Origin of the sequence: Flavihumibacter profundi (assembly GCF_020076305.1) — a bacterium.
Taxonomy (GTDB): Bacteria; Bacteroidota; Bacteroidia; order Chitinophagales; family Chitinophagaceae; genus Flavihumibacter; species Flavihumibacter profundi.
Genome location: NZ_JAIQXE010000001.1, coordinates 976,632 through 990,522, shown reverse-complemented (window position 1 = coordinate 990,522; position 13,891 = coordinate 976,632). Strand labels below are relative to the sequence as shown.

The following is a 13,891-nucleotide window of genomic DNA, read 5'->3' as shown; positions in this document are numbered from 1 at the left end:
GAATATGGATATTGTTAGAATTGCCACAGCTGGTAGCGTTGATGATGGAAAAAGTACCCTCATAGGTCGTTTGTTATTTGAAACCAATAGCATCACTGCTGATAAACTGGAGGCCATTGAAAGGGCCAGTAAACGGCGGGGTGTAGATTATATAGACCTTTCTTTACTAACAGATGGACTGATCGCAGAAAGGGAACAGGGCATCACCATTGATGTTGCCAATATTTATTTCAGTACACCCTCCCGGAAATATATTATTGCTGATACACCTGGCCATTTTGAGTATACCAGGAATATGATTACTGGTGCCAGCAATGCACAGGTGGCCGTCATATTGATTGATGCCCGTAATGGTATCGTGGAACAAACCCACCGTCACTTTTATATTACTCAATTGTTGCGTATTCCTTATGTGGTTGTTTGTATCAACAAAATGGACCTCGTAAATTATGCCCAAAAGCAATATGAGAGCATAAAAGAGCAATTCAACGACCTGTTTGAAAAAGCCAATTACAAAGAACAGCAACTTCAGTTTATTCCGGCATCTTCGCTTTATGGGGATAATATTTCAACGAAGTCTACGCAAATGGACTGGTATAAGGGGCCGGTTTTATTGGAATTTCTTGAGGGTATTGAATGGCATTCCCTTGAAAATCAATTCCCGCCCCGTTTCCCTGTGCAATATGTAATAAGGCCAAAGTCTGAACAATGGCATGATTTCAGGGGTTTTGCTGGAAAATTGGCCAGCGGACTTCTAAAAAAAGGCGATGCAGTAGTTGCGTTACCCTCAATGCAGGAGTCAACCATTGAAAATATTTATCGTTTTGAAGAGGCTATCGACCAGGCAGAATCAGGGGATAGTGTTGTAATTACGCTCAGTTCTGAAATTGACCTTAGCCGTGGAGATATGCTGGTTAAAAAAGATCACCTGCCTGCACCTATGAAAGAATTGTCTGCCCAGGTTTGCTGGCTTGACCATACGCCATTGAAGCCTGGAAAAAACTACCTTTTACAGCACGGCAGCAACAGGGTTAAAGCAAAAGTTACCAATTTGTTCAGCAGTATAAACATTGTAGATTATCAAACTATAGAAGGGGTGGAGGAAATTGGCCTTAATGAAATAGGGTATGTGTCTATTAAAACGGCCCGGCCTGTTTTAGCGGATACTTATGCATCAAACAAACGCAATGGCGCATTTATCCTTATCGATGAAGGCACCAACAGTACAGTTGGTGTAGGCTTTATCGGGTAAAATTTATTGCGGCTTAGCGTGAAACAACTATTTTTGTTTCAATCAACTAACCGGAAATGTCAGAAAAGATCATCGAACTCAGGAATGTAAATATTTACCAGGGCAATAACCTCATTTTGCAGGATGTAAATATTACCATCAACCGCGGAGAATTCGTTTACCTTGTCGGCAAAACAGGTACGGGGAAATCAAGTTTGCTAAAAACACTGTATGGTGACCTTACCCTTCGCGAAGGAGAGGGAACTGTTGTAGGATTTAACCTGAAGGAAATGGACTGGAAGAAAGTACCATATTTACGCAGGAACCTCGGCGTTGTATTTCAGGATTTCCAGTTGCTGACCGACAGGAATGTAAACGATAACCTAAAGTTCGTTTTGCGTGCTACCGGATGGAAAGACGAAAACCTGATGGATGAAAAAATTGCGGATGTGTTGGATAAGGTAGGATTAAAATCAAAAGGGTTTAAGATGCCTTTTGAAATGAGTGGTGGAGAACAGCAAAGGGTGGATATTGCAAGGGCACTGTTGAATTCCCCTAAATTAATACTGGCGGATGAACCAACGGGTAACCTTGACCCTGAGACTTCAGATGAAATCATGCAATTGCTTTTCCATATTAGTCGTGATTATGGCGCTGCTGTAGTTATGGCAACCCACGATTATTTAGTAATTAATAAATATCCGGCGAGAACTTTAAAAACCGAAAGGGGAAGGGTTGAAGATAATGCCACTATAAGTATGACATAAGTTGCTGCGCATTTTTGTTATTATCATATTCCTGATACAAGATTTTTTCCCTTAACCTGATTTCTTCTTTACCAAATGGCAAATGATACAGTTGCTGTATCATTCTTTGTATAGCAGTTGGTGTTTCTGCAATATGGCACAATGGTGCAAGCGGACTGCCCTCAACTGCCGCATTATTTACAATGCAATGCCTGCCATTATATAAAGCATTTAATAATTTCAGTTTTATTCCAGTCTCATTGAAAGATGGAAGAATATTGATCTGGGCTTTACTGATCAGGTCATTTAATTCACGGTCTCCCGGATCTGCAACAAGGCAGGTATGGCACCCCATATGGGCAAGCCTCTCCAGTCGCGGGGATGGATTCTTACCTGCTATTACAAAAGGTATCTTCAATTTTAAAAAAATTTCTTCCAGTAACCAGCTTGCAGCTTTTTCATTTTCGGCAATGCCCAAATTTCCATGGTACAAACAAAATGAACCAATTCCTTCCATGGATTTCACTTCAGAATGTGGTAAAAAAACCGGGATGTAATGCACATTTTTTGCTCCAGATTTCTCCCTGTAGTATTCTGCATCATTTTCAGATAAAGTTATGACCGGTATTTTTTTAGATATTACAGCCTCGTAGCGGCGTAAAAGCCGGCTTTCATTCAGGTAGTACGCTTTTTTTATAAGTGATCTTTCATGTTTGAACAATTTTAAATAATACAAACTCTCTATATTAAAAGATCTCAAAACTATTTTCCTTTCCCGAAACCGCGGATCATTAACCAGGTACGTACTATGAATACCTTCAATTAATATGGGATAATTATCCGCTGCAATCCGGTCTAATAAATCTTTATTCGATCTGGATGCCACTATATATGGCAGATGAAAACAGAAGCCCTTATGACCTTCCAGCCTTTTATAGTAATGAACTTCCTGGCAATATTTATTCAGTTCTTCCTGTTGCCCACGGCCATAATCAAAACAATGAAGTATAACCCCAACACCGATTTTATGCAATGACTGTATCGTGCAAAAAATATCAATTACACCACCATAATTTATAGGGTAGGGAACATCATGTGCAATAATATGTATACGCTGCGTCAAGTATTATAACAGTTTTTCATATATTTCCAATAATCTTATTCTTTCTATTTCCCAGTTATATATTTCGCGTAATTCCAGGCAATTCTTGACCAAGGAACAATATAGAACACTATCATGCAGCAAAAGGTTTACTGCTGATGCAATTCCTTCAACAGAAAGTTCATCCAGTAATACAGCAACCTGCGCTTTTTGGTTGATTGCTGCATATTCTGGGAAATTCATTGTGACTTGCGGAATACCGGCATGGATATAGTCAAAAAATTTATTCGCGAGGGAATAGTATTGGTTTAACCCAACATGCTCAACCAGGTTAATGCCGATTGTATAAGTGGAGGAAATTTCCTGTAGGTACTGGGGGGAAACCATCCCGAAAAATTTAATTTTGTCCGTCAATCCAAGAGCGCGGGTTAGGTTCAAACTTTGTTCCAGGAAATTTCCGGTTCCATAAAAATGCAATTCCGCATCAATATTTTTCATAGCCGGAATTAAATATTCCATTCCCCTCGCCTCATTAATGGCCCCCTGGTATATAATTGCCTGAAATTTCCGGATATTCGTTGCCTTCATTGGTTTTATGAGAGGAACATTCCTGATTACTGCATAATCCACACCATATTTTTCCCTGAAAACTCTGGCAATTTCTCCGCCAACTGTATAACCGATTGTAAAACGCGGAATGGCAAAATTCTCTATGGTTTTCCACCATTTCTGCACTTTCGGTCGGGTTACCACCTCTTTTAGTTCACTAAAGTATTCATGTGCATCAAATACTCTTTTAATCCTTTTCATGCAGCTGATCGCATATACAGGCAAAATGGTATCGATATCTACCGCACACAGGATATTTCCCTTCTGGAAAAGAAGCCAGAAAAAAAGCCTGAAATGATATTCCGCATATTGTAATGGACCTTTATGAAACAGGCAATGCATCCTCTTAACCTTATAATTTGCAATATATCCTGATGGCTGCCGCATTTTTCTGCCTGCAAGAATGACCTTGAATCCGGCATCTGACAGGGTAGTGCAAATTCTTTGCATCCGTTGATCATAATCCGGATCGTTAGTAATAGTTAAAATGATGGTTTTATGCATAACCACTCCTGGATATATTGTCCTGGGAAATTGCGTAAATTGATTCTATCAGTGCGACTGATTTCAACCCCTCAGCTAAACCTGGTAAAGAATGCGACTTATTTTGCAAAGCGAGGTTTAACTGGGTATAAACCAGGTCGTGGTGGCTCCGGGAGCCGGAGGGTATTTCAGGTTGACCAGCCTCATCGTTAATTCTCAGCCAACCTGCATTTCGATTTTCCATTCTTATGTATTCAAGTTGCTCCATGTATTGGCCGCCAAGCCGCAAAGTGGCTTTTTCGCATACAACAAGTAAAGAGATTTCCATATTTTTAATGGCGCTATTTACTGTCCAGTGAAATGTTCCAATTGCCCCATCAGCGCTTGTTAATATCGTAACACCTGTATCTTCACCGGATATTGTATCCTGGTGCATAAAATTCGCCCTTTTTACAGCAATAGGTTCAAGATCGCCCAGGCACCAGATCATTGCATCAAGGTAATGACTAAATTGGGTCAACAAAATTCCACCATCTTTTTCCTGCCTGCCTTTCCAGTCACTTTCCCGATAGTATTCGGGGTTTCTGTTCCAGCAGGCATTCAATTGGAAACTTAGTAACCGGCCAATCTCCTTTCGCCTGAACAGGTTTTTAAGGTTGATAATTTGTTCATGGTAGCGTGCTGATAAAACAATAAAAAGCCTTTTACCTGATTTTTTTATGAATTCTTCGAGTTCATCCGTTTCACCGGTTGTAATGCAAAGAGGCTTTTCGCAAAGAACATCCAGATTCCTTGACAAGGCTAACTTAATATGTGCAATATGGAGGTAATTGGGACTGCAAACAATGGCCACTGTCGCATAACAATTTTCTATCATATTTAAGGCATCACTGTATCCGGTAGTATTATATTGTTTCGAAAAAATGGCCAGTTTATCTTGGTTTGGGTCACATACACCTACTAACCTGCCTATTTTTTTCACCTGTGCTGCATGACGGTGAGCTATCTTGCCACATCCTATAATAACAAATCGCGGTTCCATATGGTGATTTCGTTTACCGGCATATGGGGAAATTTCCCAAGGCCTTATAACCAGGCAAAATCCAAAAAAAATAGCAATTTGCAAGCTATTTCCCGATAATTCCCTAACTTTGCCGCCAATTTAAGCTGAAATAACTATTGGATGTTTCTTAAAAAATGATAAGATGTCGTATTTAACTAAAGAAAAAAAAGCTACAATTTTTGCTGATTTTGGGGGTAACGCTGCTAACACAGGTTCTATCGAAGGACAAATTGCCGTACTGACTGAGCGCATCAGTTCTATCTCAAAACACCTGCAGGCAAACAAAAAAGATTTTTCCACACACCGTGGTCTGATGCAAATGGTAGGAAAGCGGAAACGCCTACTTACTTATATGAGCAAACATAACCTGGTTGGCTATCGCCAATTGATTGAAAAACTTGGTCTCAGAAAATAACTGAACCTAATGATATGTAAAACTATTCCCAACTGATATTACCGGTTGGGAATAGTTTTTTGCATGCTAATAATTCACCACAGCTCATAAACCATAAGATGCTATGTTATCACAACCTTTTCAAGTAACCTTTGATGTAAGTAGTGGCCGCTCGGTTACTATTGAAACAGGAAAACTTGCCCGCCAGGCCGACGGAGCAGTAACTGTTCGTCAGGGAAATTGCATTATCCTGGCTACCGTTGTTGCCAATAAAGAACCAAAGGAAGGCCAGAGTTTCTTCCCTCTTACTGTTGACTACCAGGAAAAATTTGCTTCTGCAGGTCGTATTCCCGGATCTTTCTTTAAAAGGGAAAGCAAATTGAACGACTATGAAGTATTGACAAGCCGTTTGATTGACCGTGCCCTTCGCCCACTATTCCCGGAAGATTATCTCTGTGATGTTCAGGTTTTGGTTACCCTGATTTCCAGTGATCCTGAAGTTATGCCAGATGCATTGGCTTGTTTGGCCGCATCAGCAGCTTTGGCCGTATCAGATGTACCTATCCAGGAGATCATTTCTGAAGTGCGTGTTGCCCGGATTAATGGCCAATTTGTAGTGAACCCGCTTCGTTCTGAACTGGCCACAGCAGATATGGACTTCCTGATTGCAGCCACCGAAAAAAATATCATGATGGTGGAAGGTGAAGCAAAGGAATGTTTGGAGGAAGACCTTATTAAAGCTATCGAACTGGCCCATGATGCGATCCGTGTGCAGGTTAAAGCCCAGGCTGAGTTACGCGCACTGAAAGGTGTTACCACTAAACGGGAATATAATAAACCGGTTCACAACGATGAGCTTCGCGCTAAAGTTGATGCTTTCGCCAAAGAGAAAGTTTATGCAGTAGCAAAAAGTGCCCTGGCTAAGCATGACCGCAGCGATAAGTTTGATCAGATCGCAAATGAATTAATGGAATTCCTGAAAACACAATATAATGTAGCCGAAGGTGAAAGCCTCGACGACACCATTAAAAAGCAAGCCAAAAATTATTATAGTGACCTGCAGTATTATGTGGTTCGTGATATGATTTTGAATGATCGTGTACGCTTGGATGGCCGCGGACTGGAAGATGTTCGTCCTTTGTCTATGGAAGTTGACGTATTGCCTTCCCCACACGGTGCGGCTTTATTTACCCGTGGTGAAACACAATCACTCACAACAGTTACCCTTGGTACACCACTTGATGAACTGTTGGTAGAAAGCGCAGCTGTTTCTGTTTATAGCAATTTTATACTGCATTATAATTTTCCACCTTTCTCTACAGGCGAAGTGAAAATGATGCGCGGTCCTGGTCGCCGGGAAGTAGGTCATGGAAACCTGGCCATGCGCTCCCTGAAACAAATGATGCCAGGTGAAGATTATCCATATACAGTTCGTGTAGTGAGTGATATCCTGGAATCAAATGGTTCATCATCTATGGCTACTGTTTGTGCAGGTTCACTAGCACTGATGGATGCAGGCATCCCCATGCCAAAACACGTTTCTGGAGTGGCAATGGGACTGATCACCAAAGAAGGGAAATTTGCAGTATTGACTGATATCCTGGGTGATGAAGACCATTTGGGTGATATGGATTTCAAAGTAACCGGTACCCGCGATGGTATCTGCGGTGTGCAGATGGATATTAAGGTAGATGGATTGAGCATGGATATCATGCGCCAGGCATTGGCCCAGGCTAACCGCGGCCGGATGCATATACTTGATGCCATGTACGAAACACTCCCTGCAGCCCGCAGCGATGTCAAACCACACGCACCACGTATGGTAAAATTGTATATTGATAAGGAATTCATTGGTGCGGTAATCGGACCTGGTGGTAAAGTGATCCAGGAAATGCAGCGTGAAACCGGTACTACAATTAATATTGAAGAGAAGAATAACCAGGGTGAAGTAAGTATTTTCGGTACTAAAAAGGAAAATGTAGACAAAGCCGTAAACTGGATCAAAGGCATTACTGCTCAACCAACGGTTGGCGATACCTATGAAGCAACTGTTAAGTCTATCCAGCCTTATGGTGCATTCGTAGAATTCCTACCGGGTAAGCAAGGTTTGCTGCACATTTCTGAAGTTAGCTGGAAGCGTCTTGAAACGCTTGAGGGCGTATTAAAAGAAGGCGATGTGGTAAAAGTTAAACTTACCGGTACCGATCCGAAATCAGGTAAATTTAAACTCTCCCGAAAAATTTTGTTGCCAAAGCCGGAAGGCATGTCTTCCCGCCAGAACGACCAACAAGACTAAGCGACAGGTTTTCATATCATTAAACCCCGATCTCTGGTCGGGGTTTTTAATTTGAATCAGATGAATAGTTATCAGCAGGTGTCCATCTCCGTAAGTAAACCTGAAGACAGGGAAATACTGGTTGCCTTGCTTGCCAATTCCGGCTATGATGGATTTGTGGAAGAGCCGGGTTTATTGCAAGCATATTTACCATTTAAAGATTTTGATGCAGCAGTACTCGACAACCTGGTGGCCCCTTTTAATATATCCTATACGCTTGAAGAAATAGCACCACGCAACTGGAACGCTGAATGGGAAGCCGGATTTGAGCCGGTGATAGTAGATGATTTTTGTGCCATCCGGGCTGATTTTCATGAGCCATTACAAGGTGTACGGTATGAAATTATAATAACACCCAAAATGAGCTTTGGAACAGGACACCACGCCACAACCTATATGATGGTTGAGGCTATGCAAAAAATACCTATTGCAGGTAAAAAACTCCTTGATTTTGGAACAGGTACCGGTCTCCTGGCTATCCTGGCTGGTAAAATGGGGGCATCAGAAATACTGGCTATTGACAATGATACATGGAGTATTAATAACGCAGCAGAAAACATCCAGCAGAATCAAACAGGGGAAATTCGCCTTGAACTTGCTGATACCATTCCTGAGAAGGAACAATTTGATGTCATTTTAGCGAATATCAATAAGCATGTAGTGCTGGAGCAATTGGAGAAAATGGTACAACATACCGCAAAAGGGGGGCGAATTCTGATCAGCGGACTTTTGCAATCAGATGCGGAGGATCTTGAAAAGGCAATAGCACCCCTGAATTTGGCGTTATCAACGAAACAGGAACGGAATAGCTGGCTATGTTGGCTGTTGATTGTTAAAGAAAGTAGCTAAATATATTTTGAACGCTCGTTTTTCCTATTTTTGAAATCCAACTCACCATTTAATGAAAGAGGCTTTGCTGATATTAATAGCTTACCTGCTCGGATCCATACCCACCGCGGTATGGGTAAGCAGGTACTATTTTAATATCGACATCCGTGATTATGGTAGCGGAAATGCCGGGGCAACCAACACTTTTCGTGTATTAGGTCCGAAATGGGGCACCCTGGTAATGATTGTCGACGTGCTAAAAGGCCTTGCTGCGGTTAAATTATCACTTTTATTGCCCTTTTATTGGGACCATGAAATAGCCCTGACCAATCTACAGATAGGTTTGGGAATAGCTGCTGTACTAGGACATATTTTCCCTGTATGGGCAGATTTTAAAGGTGGTAAAGGTGTTGCTACTTTATTTGGCCTGGTTATTGGAATTTCCCCTTGGACCGCATTATGCTGTTCCGGAATTTTCTTGTTGGTACTTTATCTTACCCGTTTTGTTTCGCTTAGTTCTATTTTGGCAAGTATCGCTTTTCCAATATTCATACTCATCATTTTTAATGTCGATAACAATGCTTACCGAGTTTTTGCTATTGTTGTTGCCCTTTTGGTGATACTAACGCACCAAAAAAATATCAGCCGCCTGCTTCGCGGAAGTGAAGGCAAGGTGCCCATTTTGAAATACCGCGACCGCAAACGGAAACGGGGAATTTAACATCGCTTATTTAAACATACATGAACCTGGTATAACAATTGAGTATCAATCAGGTAAATCATATCTAATGAATCGCATTTTTTTGTTTTTTTTTGCCATTTGCCTTGTCGCTTGCACTAAAAACCCAATTACCGGAAGAAGCCAGCTGGTACTGTTTTCCGAAGCCGAAATACAATCCATGGCATCAACTCAATACCAGCAATTCCTTTCACAAAACAAAGTTGTGACTGCAATTGGCAGTAAAGATGCTGAAATGGTCAGAAGGGTAGGTACCCGAATTTCAACGGCAATTTCAAGCTTCTATACCCAAAAAGGCCTCCAGGGCGAATTGGCTGGTTATAAATGGGAATATAACCTTGTAGATTCGAAGGAAGCCAATGCCTGGTGTATGCCAGGGGGGAAGATCGTTGTATATACCGGCCTATTACCCATCACGCAAAACGAAGCTGCACTTGCGGTTGTTATAGGCCATGAAGTAGCACATGCCCTTGCCCGCCATGGAAATGAGCGTATGAGCCAGGCTATGATTCAGGAATTGGGCGGTGTAGCATTATCTGTTGCAATGTCCAGCAAACCCGCTGAGACGCAGGCCATTTTCATGGGTGCTTATGGATTAGGAACCACTTATGGTGCGGTATTGCCTTTTTCCAGAAGCAATGAGCTAGAAGCAGATAAATTCGGGTTGTACTATTGTGCCATGGCTGGTTACAATCCACAGGAAGCAATTCCATTATGGGAGCGGATGGCCGCAGCCAGCGCAGGAAAAGCCCCGCCAGAATTTGCAAGTACACACCCGGCTGAATCCACCCGTATTGAAAAGCTGAAACAATTAATGCCCGAAGCATTGAAATATTATAAGCCGATCGGGGTTAAATAATGGATTAGTCCTTACAATTTGTTAATTTTACATCCCGCTATAATTATCTTTTTCAGTTAAATTATACCAGGTATGTCGCAGACTTTATTCGAAAAACTGCAATACAAAGAAGAAAAAAATCTGCTCATTCAGGGATTACCTTCCTCAATAGAGAAACAATTCAGTAAACTGGCTTTTGCCAAAAATGTAACCCCATTGCTTAAAAGCAGGCGCATTGATTTTGCCCTGGTATTTGCAATTAATGAAAATCAGCTGAATGGTATTTTGCAGGATGTACTACCAGCACTTCACGACGAAGCCAAGTTATGGATCGCATATCCAAAAACAACATCAAAAATAGTTTCGAACCTGAACCGCGATTGTAGCTGGGATATGGTTGTGAGTGCAGGCTATGAAGGTGTTAGACAGGTTGCGCTGGATTCAGTCTGGAGCGCACTTCGGTTTAAGCGGGCCGAACAGATAAAGGAGATAACTCGTGCCTCAGCAAACGGGGCCCAGCCGGCAGTAATGGAAGGTGTTGATACAGAATCCCGCACTATTACTCCTCCTGAAGAGTTATCCAGGTTGCTGCAGCTGAAAAAAAACAAGAAAGCATTGAGTTTTTTTGAAAGTTTATCTTTTACCAATAAGAAGGAATATATAATGTGGATCAACAGTGCAAAAAAGGAAGAAACAAAGCAAAACAGGCTAATAAATACTGTTGAGAAATTAATGTCGGGCAAAAAAAATCCAGCGGAAAAATAATTTAAATTATCGAACAATTACTGTTCCCAGGTGCTGCAGCAATTCCCGCTCCATCAGTTTAAGAGCCTGGTGGGTCTGTAATAAATTCAATTGTTCTTCGGGTGTATGTGGCTTACCCAGATCAATCTGGTTTTCCTGCATCATTCGTTTGATCTTCCTTAGTTTAAGGTAGCCAAGGGTTGAAATCACTTCTTCCCGGTAAATTTCTTCCCTTGAATTTACAGGCATTTGAAACTTATTTTTCCATTTTTCACTAACCTCATAAGGGAATTCCAGCAGCGATACCACTACAGCGCTCAAAGCCTGGTTCTCATGATAAAAAAAGTTTTTTGCTGTTGGTTCTAATCCGGCATCATACCATAGGCGATATGTATTAATTACATCCATCAACTGTGGATTGTCGAAAAGGTCTTCATCCACCAATTCATTAAAAATATGGTCGGCCACTTTAGTGGATTCATCCCAGGCTTTCAACCCAAATTCAATCAATGCCTTTACAACAGCCCTTTCCTGTAACTCATCCTTTATGAGTAATTGAAAAACTTCATCACTCCCGGTATCATATTCCTGCAATGGCGGCTGGTCAAATTCTGCAACTGGTGCCTCCGCCTGCCATTTCGCTTCCTGCTTATTGACTCTTTCCCTGATAAATTTATTCACCAGGTTATTAAGGCCGGTTTCTTCTATTTTCAGCAATTCAGCGCATTGGCGGATATAATCCTGTTGTTTCGTAAAATCTTCTGCCTTACTGATTTTGGCTAAAGTTTCAGCGATTTGGTTAACAACGGCTGCTTTTTTCTGGCTATCGCCTTGAGCATCCTTTAAGGCCACTTCCAGTTGAAAAAGGATAAAATCCTTTTTATTAGCTTCTATAAAGTCGCGGAAAGCTTCTGCACCTACTTTGTTGACATAACTATCAGGATCTTCCTTGTCTGGTATAAGAACCAATTTCACATTAAGGCCTTCTTCCAGGGCCATATCCAAACCCCTCAGTGCTGCTTTAACACCGGCGCTATCGCCATCATAAATTATTGTAAGGTTATTTGAATATTTTCTTACAAGCCTGATTTGATCGGTAGTTAAGGATGTCCCGCCACTTGCCACAACATTTTCTATACCTGCCTGATGCAGGGATACAACATCAGTATAGCCTTCCACAAGGAGACATTCATCATATTTATCAATTACCTGCCTTGCGAAATACATGCCATAAAGGATCCGGCTTTTTATATAAATCTCATTTTCCGGGGTATTGATATATTTTGGTGCTTTGTCATTTTTCTTAATGATCCTTGCACCAAAACCGATTATTTTTCCCGTCGTATTGTGGACTGGAAAAATGATCCTTCCCCGGTAATTATCAACCAGTTCGTCATTGCGATTGGCTGCCAATCCTGATTTTACCAGCAATTCCCGGTTATATTGTTTCTGGAGTGCCTCGATAACAAATGCATTGCGTGATTCCTTGCAATAGCCTACCTGGAATTTCCTTAGAATAGCTTCAGTAAAGCCCCTCTCTTTCAGGTAGCTAAGGCCAATATTCTGTCCCTCTTCATCTTCAAATAAAATATTAGTGAAATATTGCTGGGCAAAGCTATTCAATATATACAAACTGTCTGCAACCTGCTGTTGGGCCCTAACCTCAGCACTGACTTCCGTTTCCTCAACTTCCACATTATAGCGGTTGGCAAGCCATTTTAAAGCTTCAACATAGGAGTACTTTTCGTGCTCCATTAGAAAACTGATAGTATTCCCGCTTTTACCGCAACCAAAACATTTATAGATTTCTTTATTGGGGGAAACTGTAAAACTCGGGCTTTTTTCGTTGTGGAATGGACACAGGCCCAGGTAATTTGTTCCTCTCTTCTTCAATTTCACGAAACTGCCTACCACATCAATGATATCAATGCGGTTCAAAATCTGTTGTATGGTAGCTGGGGTGATCAATGTGATCTGATGAATCGGCAATTTAACGAAATTGCTGCCTTAATCACAGAAAATATGGTTCCATATTGGTTATCAAGGACTCAATTGCTGATGGGCGATGAACCCGTACTTCAAGGAATTTCCAAACACGTGCTGGTAGTAGGCTTGGGAGGGGTAGGTGGCATCTGTGCTGAAATGATCGCAAGGGCTGGGATAGGGGAAATGACCATAATTGATGGCGATAGGGTAGACCAGAGTAATATCAACCGGCAGATTCCTGCCCTTCATTCTACCGAAAAACTGCTTAAAACGGAAATAATGGCTACCCGGTTAAAAGATATTAATCCCTTGCTAAAATTACATGAATTAACTGAACACATAGAGGATGGCAGGATATTAGAAATCCTCAATACCCGGCAATTTGATTATGTGGTGGATTGCATCGATACCCTTTCCCCAAAAGTGTTATTAATGAGAAATTGTGTTGATCTGGGGATTCCAATCGTAAGCGCATTGGGTGCCGGTGGTAAAACTGATCCTTCACAAGTACGCATTGCCGATATTGATGATACACACGAATGCAATCTGGCCAGGTATGTTCGAAAAAGGCTACATAAATTTGGTATCCGCAAAGGTATCACAGTTGTATATTCTCCGGAAAAAGTTGACCAGAGCCGGGTAATAGAAACCGAAAAAGCTTTTCCAAAGAAATCGCTGATAGGTACAATTTCCTATATGCCTGCTATTGTGGGGTGCATGTGTGCAAGTGTAGTGATCAGGGCCATGTACGGGGAACCAGGCATTATTGGATCGCCTTCTTGAGTTCTTCAAT

General features: G+C 41.5%; 13 protein-coding genes. 9 read left to right on the top strand and 4 right to left on the bottom strand.

From position 1 onward, the window contains the following. Positions 1–4 precede the first annotated feature (4 nt). Both LAQ65_RS04195 and LAQ65_RS04190 read left to right on the top strand, forming a co-directional pair. Positions 5–1,252, top strand: coding sequence for a sulfate adenylyltransferase subunit 1 (locus tag LAQ65_RS04195; protein WP_224115686.1), 1,248 nt, complete (start codon positions 5–7; stop codon positions 1,250–1,252). Positions 1,253–1,308: 56 nt separating this feature from the next. Further along, positions 1,309–1,998, top strand: coding sequence for a cell division ATP-binding protein FtsE (locus tag LAQ65_RS04190; RefSeq protein WP_224115685.1), 690 nt, complete (start codon positions 1,309–1,311; stop codon positions 1,996–1,998). Here the strand turns inward: LAQ65_RS04190 and LAQ65_RS04185 are convergent. Genes LAQ65_RS04185 through LAQ65_RS04175 form a run of 3 tightly spaced genes read right to left on the bottom strand, consistent with a single transcriptional unit; the run spans position 1,982 to position 5,213 of the window. Then, positions 1,982–3,100 carry a glycosyltransferase gene (locus tag LAQ65_RS04185; protein WP_224115684.1) on the bottom strand — a complete coding sequence of 373 codons (1,119 nt, stop codon included), beginning with the start codon at positions 3,098–3,100 and terminating at the stop codon, positions 1,982–1,984. The genes LAQ65_RS04190 and LAQ65_RS04185 overlap by 17 nt on opposite strands. Before the next feature lie 3 nt (positions 3,101–3,103). After that, positions 3,104–4,192 carry a glycosyltransferase gene (locus tag LAQ65_RS04180; RefSeq protein ID WP_224115683.1) on the bottom strand — a complete coding sequence of 363 codons (1,089 nt, stop codon included), beginning with the start codon at positions 4,190–4,192 and terminating at the stop codon, positions 3,104–3,106. Next, on the bottom strand, positions 4,185–5,213 hold the full coding sequence (locus LAQ65_RS04175) for a Gfo/Idh/MocA family protein (protein ID WP_224115682.1): 1,029 nt from the start codon (positions 5,211–5,213) through the stop codon (positions 4,185–4,187). The genes LAQ65_RS04180 and LAQ65_RS04175 overlap by 8 nt, the downstream gene beginning before the upstream one ends. A gap of 163 nt (positions 5,214–5,376) precedes the next feature. Between LAQ65_RS04175 and rpsO the strand changes: the two genes are divergently transcribed. The 6 genes from rpsO (at position 5,377) to LAQ65_RS04145 (ending at position 11,133) form a co-directional block, all read left to right on the top strand. Further along, complete coding sequence (gene rpsO, locus LAQ65_RS04170) at positions 5,377–5,649, top strand: 30S ribosomal protein S15 (RefSeq protein WP_224115681.1); 273 nt, start codon at positions 5,377–5,379, stop codon at positions 5,647–5,649. Between the two features lie 103 nt (positions 5,650–5,752). Further along, positions 5,753–7,924 (top strand): polyribonucleotide nucleotidyltransferase, encoded by a 2,172-nt coding sequence (gene pnp, locus LAQ65_RS04165; protein ID WP_224115680.1) that lies wholly within the window; start codon positions 5,753–5,755, stop codon positions 7,922–7,924. 60 nt (positions 7,925–7,984) lie between these two features. Further along, positions 7,985–8,812, top strand: coding sequence for a 50S ribosomal protein L11 methyltransferase (prmA, locus tag LAQ65_RS04160; RefSeq protein WP_224115679.1), 828 nt, complete (start codon positions 7,985–7,987; stop codon positions 8,810–8,812). Between the two features lie 52 nt (positions 8,813–8,864). Then, the gene (plsY, locus tag LAQ65_RS04155) at positions 8,865–9,512 is read left to right on the top strand and encodes a glycerol-3-phosphate 1-O-acyltransferase PlsY (protein ID WP_224115678.1); all 648 of its coding nucleotides are present in this window, start codon (positions 8,865–8,867) and stop codon (positions 9,510–9,512) included. 67 nt (positions 9,513–9,579) lie between these two features. After that, positions 9,580–10,389, top strand: coding sequence for a M48 family metallopeptidase (locus LAQ65_RS04150; protein WP_224115677.1), 810 nt, complete (start codon positions 9,580–9,582; stop codon positions 10,387–10,389). A gap of 72 nt (positions 10,390–10,461) precedes the next feature. Beyond that, the gene (locus tag LAQ65_RS04145) at positions 10,462–11,133 is read left to right on the top strand and encodes a YdeI/OmpD-associated family protein (RefSeq protein WP_224115676.1); all 672 of its coding nucleotides are present in this window, start codon (positions 10,462–10,464) and stop codon (positions 11,131–11,133) included. 6 nt (positions 11,134–11,139) lie between these two features. Here the strand turns inward: LAQ65_RS04145 and dnaG are convergent, their stop codons facing one another. Next, complete coding sequence (dnaG, locus tag LAQ65_RS04140; RefSeq protein ID WP_224115675.1) at positions 11,140–13,080, bottom strand: DNA primase; 1,941 nt, start codon at positions 13,078–13,080, stop codon at positions 11,140–11,142. A gap of 9 nt (positions 13,081–13,089) precedes the next feature. Here dnaG and LAQ65_RS04135 point away from each other — a divergent pair, with 9 nt between their 5' ends. Further along, positions 13,090–13,881 carry a tRNA threonylcarbamoyladenosine dehydratase gene (locus LAQ65_RS04135; protein WP_224115674.1) on the top strand — a complete coding sequence of 264 codons (792 nt, stop codon included), beginning with the start codon at positions 13,090–13,092 and terminating at the stop codon, positions 13,879–13,881. The last annotated feature ends 10 nt before the right edge of the window (positions 13,882–13,891 follow it).